Source organism: Gordonia sp. 852002-10350_SCH5691597 (genome assembly GCF_001665715.1).
GTDB classification, from domain to species: domain Bacteria; phylum Actinomycetota; class Actinomycetes; order Mycobacteriales; family Mycobacteriaceae; genus Gordonia; species Gordonia sputi.
Genome location: NZ_LZMO01000208.1, coordinates 1 through 17,318, shown reverse-complemented (window position 1 = coordinate 17,318; position 17,318 = coordinate 1). Strand labels below are relative to the sequence as shown.

Genomic DNA, 17,318 nt, shown 5'->3' with positions numbered 1-17,318 from the left:
CTACACGGCGATCATCTTCGCTGTCGTCGCCGTCCTGCTGATCTTCAACGATCCCCTGACCATCTTCGGTGACGCAGGTACGTTGGCAGCCTTCGGGTTCCTGCTGGTCTACTTCATGGTGTCGGTCGCGGCGCCGGCCTACCTTCGTGCCCGTGGCGAGTTGCGGCCCAAGAACATTGCGATCTGCGTCACCGAAGATGGTCAGGGGATCGTTGAAGATCAGCAGGACGGCGACGACAGCGAAGATGATCGCCGTGTAGGCCGTCACGGCGATGTGCGGAGTTCTGTTGTGCACGTGGACTTTCCCGATGTGTCCGCTGAACATCCCGTGACGCGCCATGGGCATCAGGATGCGCGCGCCCGCATTCACGCATGACAAGGTCAGCGAGAAGAAGCTCAGAATCGCGCCCAGGCAGATGGGCGCTTTCAGGTAGCCGACACCATATGCGTCGGCGAGACTGTCGAGCGGCGCGCTCAGATCCGCCAACGACAACCCGTGGTCACGCGCCCCCATCACCTCGACGTAGCTGACGAGGATAAAGAAGGTCCCTGTGATGATCAGGCTCCAGCGCACCGCGCGGGGGATGTTGACCAGCGGATTCTTGGCCTCACCGCCGAGCGCTGTTGCGCTTTCGAACCCGACGAGACTGAAGATGCAGGTCACCACGGCGAGCATCAACCCGTGGCCACTGACTCCCTCGAGTCTGAGCTGCGGAGTGTCGACGATCGAACCGTGCCTGACCACCATCGTGACGCACAGCGCGACGATGAGGAACATCGACAGCCCCTCCAGCACGAGCATCAGCAACGACGACACACGAATGTCCTTGTACGCCACGAACCAACACAGGAGTGCACTCACCGCGAAACACACGATCGCGGGCACACTGAGGTCGACGCCGATTGCGTCGAGGAACTGATTGACGAATATCGAGAATCCGGTGAGCCCGGCGATCGCAATGAATCCGTAGGCCCAGAGCAATGTCCACCCCGCGAGGACACCGCTCTTGGCCCCGAGACCGCGCCCGATATAGGCGTACATCGAACCGGCCGATGCCGACCGGGAGGAGAAGACCTTCAGGTTCATCACGACGAAACCCAGCATGAGAGTCGCGAACAGGTACGACAGCCAGGTGCCGTTACCCGCATACGAAAACGTCAGCGGCACAATCAGAACCGCTGTCATTGTGGGCGAGATCAACGCGATGGACTGTGCCACGAGAGTAGGGAAACCGAGCACACCCGAGCGGACCTGGGCGGTCGCACTCGAGGGTTCGGATGAAGAGATCGACATGTGAAGCCTCCGCGGGCTACGTGGGGAACGGAGAGAATGGAATTCCGGCGCACTCGTCGATGGGTGCATTCATCCGGACCGGCTCACCGTAAGTCGAAGTTGCCTCACAGGCAACACCGGTTGTCCGACTTGACCTATCGGTAACGTGTCGTTACCCAGTCCTCACAATCGCTTCCGTGACGGTTCTGCGACACCACCCGGCGGTCGGATTGCTCGACGCGTCCGGTGTGACTACTGTCCGAAACGTGTCAGCCACAGTGGATCTCGAAGCGATCGGCGCCAGGATCAGAGCAGCACGAGAGCGAAAGGGCTTCACACTCGACCAGGTGTCGTCGTTGTCGTCGATCTCGAAAGCGCACCTGTCGCGGCTCGAAGCAGGCGATCGACAAGCGTCCATCGGCACGCTCGTCGAACTCGCCGACGCTCTCGACGTGAGAGTGAGCGCACTGCTCGGCGAGGACACAACCGTCAACGGAACGTCGCAGCCCTGCGGTCTGGCGATCTACGCTGCCGATGCACCGAGTCGCGCTTCTGGCGAACTCGACATCGCCGCTTTCGGCGGATTTCCCGGATCGAGAGCACTCGAGGCGCTCCGCGTACACATCTCGGCAGGTCGCCGGGCGCGGACACCAGTCACCCATCGCGGCGAAGAGTGGTTATACGTTGTCACCGGACGCCTCACGTTCGAGTTCGACGCAGTGAGCTACGACGTTCCCGCCGGTTCGGCCGTCCACTTCGACGCCACTCACCCGCACAGACTCGGCGCCGACGTCGACACCGAACTACTTCTCGTGTCGGCGATTGACCGGGCGACGCTCAGCCAGATTCGCCACTGACAACGTCGTCGAACGCCGTCGCTTGGCCTCAACCGATTTCGATCAGCAAGTCGCCGGGTGAAACCTGCTGCACCGACGTCACCGCGACCCGAGCGACCTTGCCGCCGACCGGCGCAGTGATGGTCGCCTCCATCTTCATGGCCTCGATCGTGCCGATCGCCGCGCCCGCTGCGATCTCGTCGCCGACATTCACCGAGAGCGACACGACGCCCGCGAAGGGTGCGCCCACGTGATTCGGATTAGCCCGATCGGCGCGCTCGGCGGCGGCGACCTTGGAGTCGACGGACCGATCTCGCACGGCGACCGGCCGCAACTGACCGTTGAGCACACACATCACCGTGCGCATGCCCTTCTCGTCGGGTTCGCTGATCGCCTCGAGCCCAATCAGGAGTTCGACGCCGGGCTCGAGCTCCACACGATGCTCGTCGCCATAGCGCAGTCCGTAGAAGAACTGATTGGCCGAGAGCCTCGACGTGTCACCGTAGGTTTCCTGATGCTCCTCGAATTCCCTTGTCGGACCAGGGAACAACAGCCTGTTGAGGGTTTCCTGTCGCGGCCTGCCCGCCGTGTCGAGTGCGGTGTCGTCGGCTGCACTGAGTTCTTCGACGGGGCGCGGGGCCGTGCGACCGGCGAGCGCACGGGTGCGCAAGGGCTCCGGCCATCCGCCCGCGGGCTCGCCCAATTCGCCACGGAGGAAGCCGATCACGGAGTCGGGGATGTCGTAGGCGCCGGGGTTCGCAGCAAAATCAGCGGGCGCGATGCCTTGCCCGACGAGGGCAAGAGCAAGGTCGCCGACAACCTTCGACGACGGAGTCACCTTGATCAGACGCCCCAGCATCGCATCGGCGGCAGCGTAGGCCTCTTCGACGGCCTCGAAGCGGTTGCCGAGCCCCAACGCGATGGCCTGCTGACGCAGATTCGACAGCTGTCCGCCCGGGATCTCGTGCGAGTAGACGCGCCCGGTCGGTGCGGGAACACCGGATTCGAAGGGAGCGTACACCTTTCGCACCGCTTCCCAGTACGGCTCGAGATCGCAGACCGCCTTGAGGTCTAGCCCCGTATCGCGCTCGGTGTGCGCGAACGCCGCGACGATTGCCGACAGGGGCGGCTGACTCGTCGTGCCCGCCAGAGGTGCCGACGCGCCGTCGACGGCGTCGGCGCCGGCGTTTACGGCCGCCAGGTACGTCGCCAACTGCCCGCCAGGGGTGTCGTGGGTGTGGACGTGGATCGGTAGGTCGAACTCGCGACGCAACGCGCGGACCAACTTGTCGGCCGCGGGTGCACGCAGCAGACCCGCCATGTCCTTGATCGCGAGGACATGCGCACCGGCGTCGACGATCTGATCCGCGAGGCGCAGGTAGTAGTCCAGCGTGTAGAGCTTCTCGTCGGGGTTCGCGAGATCGCCCGTGTAGCTCATCGCGACCTCGGCGACCGCACGGTCGGTCTCGAGTACCGCGTCGATGGCGGGTCGCATCTGCTCGATGTTGTTGAGCGCGTCGAAGATTCGGAAGATGTCGATGCCCACGTCCGTCGCCTCGGCGACGAACGCGGTCGTCACCTTCTGCGGGTAGGGCGTGTAGCCGACGGTGTTGGCACCGCGCAGCAGCATCTGCAGGCAGATGTTGGGAATCTCTTCGCGCAACTGCGCCAACCGATCCCACGGATCTTCCTTCAGGAACCGCAGCGCGACGTCGTAGGTGGCACCACCCCAACACTCGACGGACAGCAGCTGCGGGGTGGTCGCCGCGACATACGGGGCGACCGCCAGCATTCCGCTCGTCCGGACGCGCGTCGCGAGCAGCGACTGATGGGCGTCGCGGAAGGTCGTGTCGGTGACACCGACCGCAGCGCGCTCGCGAAGGTCGCGCGCAAAACCGTTGGGCCCTAAAGTCAACAGTCGCTGCCGCGAGCCATCGGGCGGCGCGAGTAATTGCGCGCGGTCGAGCGCGGGAAGCTTGTCACGCGGATACACCGTGCTCGGGCGTTCCCCGTGCGGCTTGTTGACCGTCACGTCCGCGAGATACGAGAGAATGCGCGTACCGCGGTCGGCAGATCCACGCGAATTCAACAGCCACGGGCGGTCTTCGATGAACGAGGTCGTCACGTGTCCCGCGGCGAAGTCTGGGTCGTCGAGCACCGCCTGCAGGAATGGAATGTTGGTGGCCACACCGCGAATGCGGAACTCCGCCAAGGCACGTCGTGCACGTCGCACCGCAGTGTCGAAGTCGCGACCGCGGCAGGTCAGTTTGACCAGCATCGAGTCGAAGTGGCCGCTGATCTCTCCGCCGAGAACCGCACCGCCGTCGAGTCGGATGCCTGCACCACCGGGGGTGCGGTAGGCGGTGATACGCCCGACGTCGGGCCGGAAACCGTCCGACGGGTCCTCGGTGGTGATCCGGCACTGCAACGCGGCACCGCGGATGGCGATCGAGTCCTGACTCAACCCCAAGTCGTCGAGGGACTGCCCCGACGCCACCCGCAACTGCGCACCGACAAGGTCGACGTCGGTGATCTCCTCGGTCACCGTGTGCTCCACCTGAATGCGCGGATTCATTTCGATGAAGACGTGCCGACCCTGTTCATCGACCAGGAATTCGACGGTCCCGGCGCACGAATAGCCGATCTGCTTGGCGAACGCAACGGCGTCGGCGCAGATCCGCTCCCGTAGTTGCGGATCGAGGTTTGGCGCCGGAGCCAACTCGACGACCTTCTGGTGCCGACGCTGCACGCTGCAGTCGCGCTCGAAGAGATGGATGACATTGCCCTGCGTGTCGGCCAGGATCTGCACTTCGATGTGGCGCGGATTGATCACGGCCTGCTCGAGAAACACCGTCGGGTCGCCGAATGCGGTGTCGGCTTCGCGGGATGCCGCCGAAATGGCTTCGGCGAGATCCTCACGCTTCGCGACGCGGCGCATACCGCGACCCCCGCCGCCGGCCACCGCCTTGACGAAGACCGGGAACTGCATGTCGGCAGATGCCGCAACCAACTCGTCGACGTCGGCCGACGGCTCCGACGACGCCAACACCGGCAACCCGGCAGCCTTCGCTGCGGCGATGGCCTCGGCCTTGTTGCCGGTCAGCTCGAGTACATGCGCGGGCGGTCCGACGAACGTGATGCCGTGCTCGGCACACGCCGCGGCCAAGCCTGCGTTCTCCGACAGGAAGCCGTAGCCGGGATAAACCGCATCTGCACCCGAATGCAGTGCGGCACCGATGATCTCGTCGACGGAAAGGTACGCGCGGACCGGATGCCCCGGTACGCCGATCTGGTACGACTCGTCGGCCTTCAAGCGGTGCAGTGAATTGCGATCCTCATACGGGAAGACCGCGACGGTGCCCGCACCGAGTTCGTATGCAGCGCGAAACGCTCGGATCGCGATCTCACCGCGATTTGCGACCAGGACTTTCTCAAACATCTCGGGACACAACTTTCGTTCGTCGAATACACGTTGCCCGGGCAGGCACCATCGGGACAGGCACCGCCGTCGTCGTCGACCTTATCCGTAAGTGAGGGTGATACCTCACTTTTGTCTCAAAGTGTGAGAGCGCGCTGCGCGGGTCCTGTGTAGCTACTCAACGGACGGATCAGCGAGTTCGACGCTGCCTGTTCCATGATGTGCGCAGTCCACCCCGTGATGCGGCTCATCACGAAAATCGGCGTGAACGATCCGATGTCGAAGCCCATCAGGTGATACGCGGGGCCGGTCGGGAAGTCGAGATTCGGTTTGATGCCCGTGCGCTCGTCCATCAGCCGCTCGAGTTCGGTGTAGATGCGCAGCCACCGGTCCTCGCCGAGCTGTTCGGAGACCTCGACCAGAGCCGCACGCATCGTCGGCACCCGCGAATCGCCGTTCTTGTAGACGCGGTGGCCGAACCCCATCACCTTGTCCTTGTTCTCCAGCTTGAGCTCGAGCCAGGCGTTCGCCAGTTCCGGGCGGTCGATTTCGATCATGTCGTACATGACCGCTTCGTTGGCGCCGCCGTGCAGCGATCCCTTCAGCGCTCCGATCGCCGCCGTCACCGCGCTGTAGATGTCCGACTGAGTCGAGGTCACGACACGGGCCGCGAAGGTCGATGCGTTGAAACTGTGCTCGGCGTAGAGCACCATCGACTTCTCGAACGCCGAGACGACCACCGGATCGGGAACCTTCCCGAAACACATGGCCAGAAAGTTCTCCGCGTAGCCGAGTCCGTGGTGCGGGGGTATCGGGTCGAGTCCGCGTCGTCGACGCATGTCCGCCGCGACGATGGTCGGCAGGATCGAGAACATCCGCAGCGCCTTGTCGTAGTTCGCGGTGGGCGCCGCGTTGTCCTCGTCCGGGTCCTCGGTGCCGAGGTAGCTGATGACCGTGCGAACGACGTCCATCGGGTGGCAGTTCTCCGGAATACGGGCGAGGACGGCCTGTGTCGACCGATCGAGTCGACGACTCGCCCGCTCTCGCTGCGTGAACGCGGCGAGTTGGGCGTCGGTGGGCAACTCGCCATGCCACAGGAGGTACGCGACCTGCTCGAAACTGCAGTGCGCGGCGAGATCCTGTACGGGATAGCCCCGGTAGGTCAGCGAATTCGTTTCGGGCACAACCTTCGAGATCGCAGTGGTGTCGACGACGACCCCGAGAAGACCCTTGTGAATAGCAGGTTGGCCAACTGGCGGCGCGCTCATGGATGTACCTCCGGCGTGGAATTCAGGGTGAAGTTGAACAGTTCGGAATCGAAGTCGTTGTAGTCCGCGTAGCGCAGCAACTCGTAGAGCCTGCTCCGATGCTGCATGCCGTCGAGGAGTCCCGATTGTGTTCCGGTAGAGGCGATCTCCCGAAGTCCTGACTCAACGGCACCCATCGCGATGCGTAGCGTCGTCACCGGATAGATGACCGCGTTGTAGCCGACGTCCCCCAGTTGTTTCGCAGTGAGCAGGTCGGATTTGCCGAACTCCGTCATGTTGGCAAGGAGCGGAACGTCAACGGCCGCACGGAATCTCTCGAACTCCGAGGCGTCACGCAATGCCTCCGTGAAGATGAGGTCGGCGCCGGCATCGGCATACGCCTTGGCGCGATCGATCGCGGCGTCGAGACCCTCGACGGCACGCGCGTCCGTCCGCGCAGATCACGAAGTTGTCGTCGCGTCGTGCCGTGACCGCTGCCGCAAGCCTTGCGAGCATCTCGCCGACGGGAACGACGTCCTTGCCGTCGAGATGACCACACCGCTTGGGATTGACCTGATCCTCGAAGTGGCAGCCGGACAACCCCGCGTCTTCGAGGGTGGCAACGGTCCGCGCCGCGCTCATGGGTTCACCGAATCCGGTGTCGGCGTCGACAAGTGACGGGAGGTTGGTTGCGTGGGCGATCTGCCCGCCGCGAGCGGCGACCTCACTCAGCGTCGTGAGCCCGACGTCGGGGAGTCCGATATCGGCCGAGAGCACAGCGCCGGAAATGTACACGCCCTCGAACCCGACGTCGGCGATGAGCTTGGCCACAAGCGGCGAGAATGCGCCGGGCCAACGCTGCAGACTTCCCGACGCCAAGCCCGCCCGCAGCGCAAGCCGCTTATCGGTGGCAGGTACCGATGACGAGAACAGCCCCGCCACAGCGTTTTCCGATGAGGTCATCAGAAGATCCCCGCCCCGATGGTCGGCGCCTTGTCGAGCACGACGGACAGCACCTTCGGAGTGAGTGCGTCGAGGCCTCCCGCCTCGAGCGACGCGAGATCGGCTGCCGCATCGAGGAATCGACGCTGCTCGGCCGTATCGATCACGCCGTCTGCCATGGTGGAGAACTTGGCCTCGTACTGCTCCCGAGCGAATGGGCGGGCACCGAGTGGATGTGCGTCCGCAACAGCCAGTTCGTCTGTGATGACCTCACCGTTGCGCAGCGTCACAACCGCTTTCGCGCCGAACGCCTTCTCCCCCGGATCGGTGGAGTGGTAGCGGCGGGTCCACTCTGGATCTTCGACGGTCGAGATCTTGCGCCACAGCTCGACGGTGTCGGGACGATGTGCACGTTCGGGCGCATACGACGCCTCGTGGTGCCAGAAACCGTCCTGCAGCGCGACGGCGAAGATGTAGGGCACCGAGTGGTCGAGCGTCTCTCGACTGGCCGACGGATCGAACTTCTGGGGATCACCGGAGCCCGTACCGATCACGACGTGGGTGTGGTGGCTGGTGTGCAGCACGATCGATTCGATGTCGGCGAGATCGGTGATCCGCTCACGCATCCGACGCGCGAGGTCGATCGGCGCCTGACTCTGATACTCGGCCGAGTGCTCCTTGGTGTAGCTGTCGAGGATCGCCCGCTTGGCCTCGCCCGGACCGGGAAGCGGTATCTCGTAGACCTTCTCGGGGCCACCGAGTAGCCACGCGATCACGCCGTCCTCGCCCTCCCAGATCGGAGCGGGCGCACCCTCACCTCGCATCGCACGGTCGACGGCCTCGATCGCGATCTTGCCCGCGTGAGCCGGCGCGTATGCCTTCCAACTGGAGATGAGGCCCTTCCGCGATTGCCGCGTCGCGGTTGTCAGGTGCAGGGCTTGGCCAACGGCCTGGTAGATCGTCTCGACGTCGAGACGCAACATGGTTCCCAGCCCCGCGGCGACGGAAGGACCGAGGTGCGCAACGTGGTCGATCTTGTGCTCGTGCAAACACATTCCGCGCGTCAGATCGATCTGGATCTCGTAGGCGGTGGCGATGCCTCGGATCAGGTCTGCACCCCCGGCGCCGACGTGCTGCGCCACCGCGACCAGCGGGGGGATGTTGTCGCCCGGGTGCGAGTACTCGGCGGCGAGGAAGGTGTCGTGGAAGTCGAGTTCACGCACGGCCACCCCGTTGGCCCACGCGGCCCACTCCGGGGAGTACGTGCCTGCGACACCGAACACCGCCGCGCCGCGGCCGCCCCGTCCGTGCGGGTGCACGAGCGCCTGTAACCGCGCAGCCGTCACCGGTCGACGGATCACCGACGCGGCGCTGACCGCCGCGTTGTCGATGACCCGATTGATCACCATCTCGGCTGTCTCGATCGGCACCTCGACAGGGTCGGCGGCAACCTCGGCGATTTTCTGAGCGAGATGCTCGGACTGACCGAAGTCGGAGGCACTGCGGTGGGTCCGCACGTTGTGAATGATCATGTTCGCACCGTACGCATCTCGTTCGTCTCCGCATAAGCCCTGGCGAATGCGTATTTTTGCGGATGACTGCCCTCAATTTTGCGAATGTTGTGAACACATGAGGAGTTAGGCTCTGTGCATGGCACACCCCTCTGCCGCGACGCCCGGGAGACTTCTCGTAGGAGCTCGCCTACGCAGGCTCCGCGACGAGCAGGGACTCTCCCAGGCCGCACTCGCACGTCGTATCGACAAGTCGACCAGCTACGTGAATCAGCTCGAGAACGATCAGCGCCCGATCACCGTCGGCGTGCTTCTCGCACTCACCCGCGAGTTCGACCTCAACGCCGACTACTTCGCGGCCGACACCGACGCGCGGCTGGTCGCCGACCTGGCCGACGCACTTGCGACCGCACCAGACGGCGGCGACGTCACGCGCGCGCAGATCACCGAGCTCGTCTCCCGAATGCCCGACGTCGGTCGCACGATCGCCGCCCTCCACAGGCGCCTCGTCGCGGCAGAGTCCGAGCTCGACACCTACCGGGGACAGGCCGCGAATGCGGGCGGAGCGTCGTCGACTCCGATGCCGTTCGAGGAGGTCCGCGACTTCTTCTACGACCGCAAGAACTACATCGACGTCCTCGACCGGGCAGCCGAGGACATGTTCGATCAGCATGGCCTGCGCGTCGGAGGACTCGACCTGCAGTTGGCGACGCTGCTGTCACGCGAACACGGCGTCTCCGTGTCGATCAGCCGTGACACCGACCCCGTCGCCGCCGCGCGCCGCCCCAAACGCGTCTTCGATCCCACTCGGCGCGTCGTCCAGCTCGCGGGTCGACTCACCTCCGGGCAACGCGCGTTCCAACTGGCCACCCAGTTGGCGTTGATCACGCAGAGCGATGTGATCGACGCGGTGATCGCCGACGCCGTCGAACTGAGCTCTGAGTCACGGGCTGTAGCCCGAATCGGACTCGCAAACTACTTCGCGGGAGCATTGTTGTTGCCGTACAGACACTTTCGCGACGCAGCGGAGGACGCGCGCTACGACATCGAACTGCTCTGCGTCGGCTTCGACGTCGGCTTCGAGACCGTGTGCCATCGGCTGTCGACTCTCCAGCGCCCTGGACATCGCGGCGTCCCGTTCATTTTCGTCCGGACCGATCGCGCGGGGAACATCTCCAAGCGACAATCCGCCACCGCATTTCACTTTTCGCGGGCGGGAGGGAGTTGCCCGCTCTGGGTCGTACACGACGCATTCGCCTCGCCGGGGCGGGTTGTCACCCAGGTCTCGCAGATGCCGGACGGCCGGTCGTATTTCTGGCTGGCGCGCAGCACCGACGAGGGGTTGGGCTACCTCACACAGCACAAATCCTTCGCCATCGGATTGGGTTGCGATCTCGCACACGCCGACCGCCTCGTCTACTCCACCGGCATCGACCTCGCCGACGACCGTCGTACCGTACCGATCGGCGCAGGATGCAAGGTGTGCCCGCGACCTGCCTGCCCGCAGCGGGCGTTCCCGCAGGTCGGCAGGCCCATCGACGTCGACGTCACTGTCAGTGACTCCGTCCCGTATCGCCCGGCCCGCACAGGGTAGGTGAGCTCGTGAGTGACAGTCCGACGTCGTTCGGTCCGTCACGCATGCGTCGGCGCGTGTCCCGTCTGCGGTAACGTCGGGCGAAATGATATCGGTTACCAAGAAGCACAGCCGTGCTCGCACGGCTAGGTCACTCGTACTCGGGTACGCGTGGCCTGCTCTTGCTGCCATCGCCGTCTTGGCGGTCACCATCGCAACGGTCGTGGGGCTCACCCTGCATTCGTCAGCGACTGCCGACTCAGCACCCCCGACAGATAACGCCCGGTCGGTCGCGGCCCCGATCATCCCGCGCCCCTCCTGCCCCGAGAAGTCCGACGGAAAGGCCATCGTCGTCGGACTCGCGTCGCAACACATGGTGCTGTGTCTCGACGGCCGACAGATCTCCGACGTCCCTGTCACCACCGGCAGCGTCGACCGTGGCGCAGGCACACCGCTGGGCACCTGGCGCATCGAAAGTCATGACGTCGATCGCACGCTGAGCGGTCCCGGGTACACGGTGTTCGTGCACTACTGGTTGCACCTTTTCGGCGACATCGGATTCCACGACTCGCCCTGGCAGAAGTTCCCCTACGGCGACACGACGGCATACAAGACCCGAGGCTCCGAAGGCTGTATTCACGTGCCCGGCAACGAGATCAAGCACCTCTACGACTGGGCGGGCGACGGCACGCCTGTGACGATCACGGCCTGACCGTCGGCCGATCTGCTTACCTTCCGTAACAATCCCCGCGGTCGTCACGATGTCTGTAATGCGAGATTCGAGTACATCTACCAGGGAGATCCCATGTCGAAGATCACGCATTCACCGTCGACGCGCATCCGCAGGTTCGTAGCGATCGCAGCTGCCACTGCCGCGGCGGCGGTTCCGCTGGCCACAGGCGGCGGACTCGCTTCCGCTGCGCCCGCCCAGCCCGTCGGACACTGCTCCATCACCTATCCCAACCCCAATCTGTTCGCACTGCCGACCTCGGCCACCGCATCGATCACTCAGTCGGGTCGCGGTGGCATCCAGGTACGCCTGGACTCCAGGCCGCTGTCGATCGCCGGCTACCAGCAAAAGGTGACAGTGACGTGGGCAAACCTCCGAACCGGGAAGTCGGGCAGCGTGTTCAGCGACCCGACGCGCGTCGGTGGCCTCACGTCGACGGTCTCGGTGCCACGAATCGCCACCGCCCCCGGCCGCATCGCACTGGTGATCGGCGCCACCAACACCAGTTCGATCAACCCGAACGCAATGACCAACGGCGATTGCAGCACCGAGTACGTGGTTCGCTGACGTCTGCCGACGACCCATTGGCAACGTCGGGAGCCGGTCGCTGAAGGCAACCGCCCTCCCCGACATGCCGGGCGGGCCCGATCGTCGTAGCGTGTCGCTGTGCCCTCAGCAACCCTCATCGAGAATGCCTCCGTGGTGACCGTCGACCCGGATCGTCGGGAATTGACGCGCGCGTCGGTGCTGATCGAGGGCACCACGATCAGCGCGATCATCGAGGCGGATGCCCCAGCGGCGCCGTTGCCTGACGACGTCATCCGGATCGACGGCTCGGGCTGCGTGCTCACGCCCGGCCTGGTGAACACCCATCACCACCTCTATCAGTGGATCACTCGGGGGCTCGCCGCCGATCACACGCTCTTCCAATGGCTGACGACGCTGTACCCCATCTGGGCGGGTATCGACGAGCAAGCTGTGCACACGGCAGCGCTTGGCGGTCTCTCGACACTCGCGTTGTCTGGCTGCACGACGACGACCGACCACCACTACGTCTTCCCGCGCGAGGGCGGCGACCTGCTCGGTGCCGAAATCGGTGCAGCCCGGGCCGTCGGCGTGCGCTTCCACCCGACGCGCGGTTCGATGGACCTGTCCGAGAAGGACGGCGGCCTACCGCCGGACACCGTGGTGCAGAGCATCGACGAGATCCTCGCCGCAAGCTCCGATGCCGTTGCGCGCTGGCATGATCCGGCACCGGATTCGATGCTGCGCATCGCACTGGCACCGTGCTCACCGTTCTCGGTGACCACCGACCTGCTCCGCGAATCCGCCGTGCTGGCACGAGAACTCGGCGTCCGGCTGCATACCCACCTCGCCGAGTCGGTCGACGAGAACACTTACTGCGACGAGCATTTCGGTTGCACACCACTGGAATACATGGAATCGGTCGGTTGGACGGGCGACGACGTGTGGTTCGCCCACGGCATCGAGTTCGCCGACGACGAGATCGCCCGGCTCGCAGCGACGTCGACCGGCGTCGCCCACTGCCCCACCTCCAATGCCCGCCTTGGCAACCACATCTGTCGCACTCGTGACCTCGTCGACGCAGGGGTTCCCGTGGGATTGGGCGTCGACGGCGCGGCGTCGAACGAATCGGCCCGTCTCCTCGAGGAGGCACACCAGGCCGTGCTGATGGCCCGCACCCGGGGAGGCCCAACCGCGCTCACGACCCGGACGGCCATCGAGCTCGCCACCATCGGTGGTGCTCGAGTACTGGGCCGCGCCAACGAGATCGGCTCCATCGAGGTCGGGAAGCTCGCCGACCTCGTCCTCTGGGACCTCACCACGCTCGCGCACGCCGACATCGACGACCCGGTGGCAGCACTGGTTCTCGGCGCCATCCCGCCGATCAAGGCGTCGTGGGTCAACGGCACACAGATCGTCGCCGACGCCGAGTTGCTCACCGTCGACACGACGACCGTCGCGGCCGACTGCGCACGCGAGCATCGTCGACTACTCGACAAAGCACGCGGGGCCCTCACATGACACCTCCTATGGCACGCAGGGGACTGTGATGGACCTGCACACGGTCTCGACCTACCGCTATGCCTACAGCCGCGACGACCTCACCTTGGCGGCGGGCGAGCGCATCGTCGCGGGCGGCACGTGGTTCTTCTCCGAACCGCAGGTGACGTCGAGCGGGGTGGTCGACATCAGCCGAATCGGCTGGGAGCCCTTCGAGGAACTGCCCGACGGCGGGCTGCGGATCGCGGCCACTGCCACCATCGCGCAACTCGCCGAGCTGCCCGCCGAACACGGTTGGCGGGCACATCCGCTGCTCTTCCAGTGCGCGACAGCACTTCTGGCGTCCTTCAAGATCTGGAACGTCGCCACCGTCGGCGGAAACATTTGCCGTTCGTTCGCGGCCGCATCGATGGTGTCGCTCGCGGCGGGACTGGACGGTCGCGCACTGATCTGGCGGCCGGACGGCACCGATTACAGCCTCGACGTCGCCGACTTCGTCACCGGCAACGGAACCAACACCCTGGGCGAGGGAGAGGTGTTGCGCGCCATCGACATCCCCGGATACGCACTGCGCGGCAGAACCGGATTCAGGAAGATCGCCTTGGCAGAGTTGGGACGCTCCGGCGTGGTGGTCACCGGGCGCCGCGACGAGGATGACACCGTCGTCGTCGGGATCACCGCGGCAACGCTATGGCCTACCGTGCTGCGCTACAACGGATTACCCGACGCCGAGCGTCTGCGCTCCGACATCTGGTCGGCCGACGGCTACTACACCGACCCGCTCGGCGCCGCCGATTGGCGGCGCGGGGTCAGCGCGGTCCTGGCCGAACAGATCCGTGACGAACTGGGACGGGACGAACCACAACGGGACACGGAAGGGGCTGCTGCACCGTGAAGTTCGAGATCAACGGCGAGCCGGTTGACGCGAGTCCCGCTGCGGGACAGTGCCTGCGCACATTTCTGCGCGACCAAGCCCACTTCGAGGTCAAGAAGGGTTGCGACGCGGGCGACTGCGGCGCGTGCTCGGTGTTGGTCGACGACACGCCGGTGCACTCGTGCATCTTTCCGGCCCAGCGGATCGAAGGTCGTTCGGTCACAACGGTCTCGGGCCTCGGTACACCCGACGACCTCCATCCCATGCAGCAGGCCTTCGTCGACAACTTCGGCTTCCAGTGCGGCTTCTGCACGGCCGGAATGATCGTCACGGCGTCAACGCTCGACGCCGACACCGCCCACGACACCGACGAACTACAGCGGAAGATGAAGGGAAACCTCTGCCGCTGCACGGGATATCGCGCGATCCGCCAGGCGATCCGGCAGGGCGTCGACGCCGCACAGCCCGCCGATCCCCCCGCCAGCCAACCCGCTGGTCGAGCAGACTCCACCGCTGGTCGAGCAGACACGAGCAACGCGTCCCCCGCTGGTCGAGCAGACGCGAGGAACGAGCGTCGTGTCGAGACCACCTCCCCCGCGATCGGCGCGTCGCTCACGCCGCCCGCGGGCCGCCGGGTTGTCACCGGAACCGAGCCGTACACCTTCGACGTCGCAGTCCCCGGAACCCGCTACCTGCGAGTGCTCACCTCGCCACACCCGCACGCCCGGATCGTCTCGATCGACACGTCCGCGGCGCAGGCTCTTCCCGGCGTCGCGCTCGTCCTCACCCACGAGAACGTCAGTACGCGAAGGTTTTCCACCGCGAGGCACGAGTCGCGTGCCGACGATCCGGACGACACACTCCTCCTCGACTCCGTGGTGCGGTTCGTCGGGCAGCGGGTGGCGGCAGTGGTCGCCGACACCGCCGGAATCGCCGAGGAAGCGTGCCGCCTGATCGACGTCGAGTACGAGCTCCTGCCCGGCGTCTTCGATCCCGAGGAAGCACGACGTCCCGGCGCCCCACTGGTCCACCCCGAACGCACCCCCGAGGACCGCGTGTTCGAGGCAGAGCGCAACGTCATCTCCTCGTTCCACGAGGGATTCGGTGGCGACGTCGACGCCACGCTCGCGGACTCTGCCGTCACCGTAGGCGGAACCTGGCAGACTGCACGAGTTTCCCACGCACAGTTGGAGACCCACGGCTCCATCGGCTGGCTCGACGACGACGGCCGACTCGTGATCCGCACCAGCACGCAGGTGCCGTTCCTGGTACGCGACGAACTCGCGCTTTTGCTCGACCTTCCCGCAGATCGCATCCGCGTGTTCAGCGCCCGCGTCGGCGGCGGATTCGGCGGCAAGCAGGAGCTACTCACCGAAGACCTGGTGGCGATCGCGGTGCTACGCACCGGAATGCCCGTTGCGTACGAGATGTCGCGGACCGACGAGATGACCCGCACCACCTATCGTCATCCCTTCCGTGTCGCAGTCGATCTCGGCGCCGACGCCGACGGCCGACTGCGTGCGATGAAGGTCGACGTTCTCTCCGACGCCGGCGCATACGGCAATCACTCCATGGGTGTCATGTTCCACGCGTGTGCCGAGTCGGTCTCGGTGTACAACTGCCCGGTCAAGCGGATCGACGCCGAGGTCGTCTACACCAACAACCCGCCGTCGGGTGCCTTCCGCGGCTACGGCCTCGGGCAGGTGATCCTCGCCGTCGAATCCGCCATGGACGAACTCGCGATTGCCCTCGACATCGACCCTTTCGAGCTGCGTCGAATCAACGCGGTCCGCGACGGCGATCCGCTTCTCATCGCACACCCCGAACCCGAGGACGACCTGATCTACGGGAGCTACGGACTCGACCAGTGCCTCGACCTCGCCCAGACAGCGCTACGCCGCGGCAACGATGTCGCTGCGCCAGAAGGTGATTCGTGGCGCATCGGCGAGGGCATGGCCATCGCCGCGATCGCCACCATGGCACCGCGCGGCCACTTCTCGACCGTCACCGTCGGAGTCGACGGCGACGGGAGCTACCACGTCGGTGTGGGCACGGCCGAGTTCGGCAACGGCACGACGACGGTGCTCACCCAGATCGTCACCGAGGCATTGGGAACCGATCCGTCACGAATCGTGTTGGCGCACGGCGACACCGACGCAGCGATCTACGACACCGGGGCCTTCGCGTCGGCAGGCATCACAGTCGCCGGCAAGGCGACCTACGGCGCAGCACTCGCGCTGCGTACAGTCCTGCTCGACGCGGCGTCGTCGATCACCGCAACGGCACCCGACGCCATCCGGTTGGTCCCCGACGGCGCACTCGTCGGTGAACGACTCGTCGGCTTCGACGAGCTCATCTCCAACGTCGATCCGTCGCACCGCGTGGGCGACCGCGTCGTGGCCACCGGTTCCGAGAGTGGCGCACTGCGCTCAATTGCGTTCAACGTGCACGCATTTCGGGTCGCCGTCGACATCGCGACCGGTTGCGTGCGCATCCTGCAGTCCGTCCAGTCGGCCGACGCCGGCACGGTGATGAACCCGCAGCAGTGTCGCGGTCAGGTCGAAGGCGGTGTGGCGCAGGCGATCGGATCGTCGCTGTACGAGGAGATCATGCTCGACGGGAAGGGTGTAGCACTGACTCCCGTGTTCCGCACCTACCGGGTGCCCCAGATGGCGGATGTCCCCGAGACCGAGGTCTACTTCGCCGACACCGCCGACGAACTCGGTCCGTATGGCGCGAAGTCGATGAGCGAGTCGCCCTACAACCCGGTGGCCCCCGCTCTTGCCAACGCCATCAGGCGGGCGATCGGCGAGCGCCCGTACAAGCTGCCGATGTCGCGCGATCGGGTGTGGCGCCTGCTCCAGTGACGATCGGCATCCCAGACGCGGC

Annotated in this window: 11 protein-coding genes and 1 pseudogene; 7 read left to right on the top strand and 5 right to left on the bottom strand. The window is 65.5% G+C overall.

Going from position 1 to position 17,318, the window contains the following annotated elements; genetic code table 11:
* A partial coding sequence (locus tag A5777_RS15175; RefSeq protein ID WP_064863277.1) for an APC family permease occupies window positions 1-1,294 on the bottom strand: 1,294 nt, incomplete at its 3' end.
* A gap of 245 nt (window positions 1,295-1,539) precedes the next feature.
* On the opposite strand from A5777_RS15175, the gene A5777_RS15170 reads away from it, so the two are divergent.
* Window positions 1,540-2,130 (top strand): helix-turn-helix domain-containing protein, encoded by a 591-nt coding sequence (locus tag A5777_RS15170; RefSeq protein ID WP_156529391.1) that lies wholly within the window; start codon window positions 1,540-1,542, stop codon window positions 2,128-2,130.
* 28 nt (window positions 2,131-2,158) lie between these two features.
* Here the strand turns inward: A5777_RS15170 and A5777_RS15165 are convergent, their stop codons facing one another.
* The 4 genes and pseudogenes from A5777_RS15165 to prpD form a co-directional block, all read right to left on the bottom strand.
* Window positions 2,159-5,548, bottom strand: coding sequence for a pyruvate carboxylase (locus A5777_RS15165; RefSeq protein WP_064863275.1), 3,390 nt, complete (start codon window positions 5,546-5,548; stop codon window positions 2,159-2,161).
* 116 nt (window positions 5,549-5,664) lie between these two features.
* Window positions 5,665-6,795, bottom strand: a complete 1,131-nt coding sequence (locus tag A5777_RS15160) for a bifunctional 2-methylcitrate synthase/citrate synthase (protein ID WP_005205831.1) — start codon at window positions 6,793-6,795, stop codon at window positions 5,665-5,667.
* Window positions 6,792-7,737, bottom strand: a pseudogene (prpB, locus tag A5777_RS15155) (methylisocitrate lyase). The gene A5777_RS15160 and the pseudogene prpB overlap by 4 nt, the downstream one beginning before the upstream one ends.
* A complete protein-coding gene (gene prpD, locus A5777_RS15150) occupies window positions 7,737-9,248 on the bottom strand; it encodes a 2-methylcitrate dehydratase PrpD (RefSeq protein ID WP_064863274.1) in 1,512 nt (503 codons plus the stop codon). The pseudogene prpB and the gene prpD overlap by 1 nt, the downstream one beginning before the upstream one ends.
* Before the next feature lie 118 nt (window positions 9,249-9,366).
* Between prpD and A5777_RS15145 the strand changes: the two genes are divergently transcribed.
* From A5777_RS15145 to A5777_RS15120, 6 genes are all read left to right on the top strand, one after another.
* The gene (locus A5777_RS15145) at window positions 9,367-10,821 is read left to right on the top strand and encodes a short-chain fatty acyl-CoA regulator family protein (RefSeq protein ID WP_005205835.1); all 1,455 of its coding nucleotides are present in this window, start codon (window positions 9,367-9,369) and stop codon (window positions 10,819-10,821) included.
* 85 nt (window positions 10,822-10,906) lie between these two features.
* Window positions 10,907-11,512 carry a L,D-transpeptidase gene (locus A5777_RS15140; protein WP_005205836.1) on the top strand — a complete coding sequence of 202 codons (606 nt, stop codon included), beginning with the start codon at window positions 10,907-10,909 and terminating at the stop codon, window positions 11,510-11,512.
* Window positions 11,513-11,605: 93 nt separating this feature from the next.
* Window positions 11,606-12,097, top strand: coding sequence for a hypothetical protein (locus A5777_RS15135; RefSeq protein WP_005205837.1), 492 nt, complete (start codon window positions 11,606-11,608; stop codon window positions 12,095-12,097).
* Window positions 12,098-12,196: 99 nt separating this feature from the next.
* Complete coding sequence (locus tag A5777_RS15130; RefSeq protein ID WP_005205838.1) at window positions 12,197-13,576, top strand: 8-oxoguanine deaminase; 1,380 nt, start codon at window positions 12,197-12,199, stop codon at window positions 13,574-13,576.
* A 28-nt stretch (window positions 13,577-13,604) separates the two neighbouring features.
* Window positions 13,605-14,450, top strand: a complete 846-nt coding sequence (locus A5777_RS15125; RefSeq protein WP_005205839.1) for an FAD binding domain-containing protein — start codon at window positions 13,605-13,607, stop codon at window positions 14,448-14,450.
* Window positions 14,447-17,296 (top strand): molybdopterin-dependent oxidoreductase, encoded by a 2,850-nt coding sequence (locus tag A5777_RS15120; RefSeq protein WP_064863273.1) that lies wholly within the window; start codon window positions 14,447-14,449, stop codon window positions 17,294-17,296. Before A5777_RS15125 ends, A5777_RS15120 begins: the two co-directional genes overlap by 4 nt.
* Window positions 17,297-17,318 lie beyond the last annotated feature (22 nt).

Excerpts from the sequence above, each read along its gene's own strand:
- A5777_RS15165 (WP_064863275.1), bottom strand. The coding sequence starts at position 5,548 with ATGTTTGAGAAAGTCCTGGTCGCAAATCGCGGTGAGATCGCGATCCGA.
- A5777_RS15160 (WP_005205831.1), bottom strand. The coding sequence starts at position 6,795 with ATGAGCGCGCCGCCAGTTGGCCAACCTGCTATTCACAAGGGTCTTCTC.
- prpD (WP_064863274.1), bottom strand. The coding sequence starts at position 9,248 with ATGATCATTCACAACGTGCGGACCCACCGCAGTGCCTCCGACTTCGGT.
- A5777_RS15145 (WP_005205835.1), top strand. The coding sequence starts at position 9,367 with ATGGCACACCCCTCTGCCGCGACGCCCGGGAGACTTCTCGTAGGAGCT.
- A5777_RS15140 (WP_005205836.1), top strand. The coding sequence starts at position 10,907 with ATGATATCGGTTACCAAGAAGCACAGCCGTGCTCGCACGGCTAGGTCA.
- A5777_RS15135 (WP_005205837.1), top strand. The coding sequence starts at position 11,606 with ATGTCGAAGATCACGCATTCACCGTCGACGCGCATCCGCAGGTTCGTA.
- A5777_RS15125 (WP_005205839.1), top strand. The coding sequence starts at position 13,605 with ATGGACCTGCACACGGTCTCGACCTACCGCTATGCCTACAGCCGCGAC.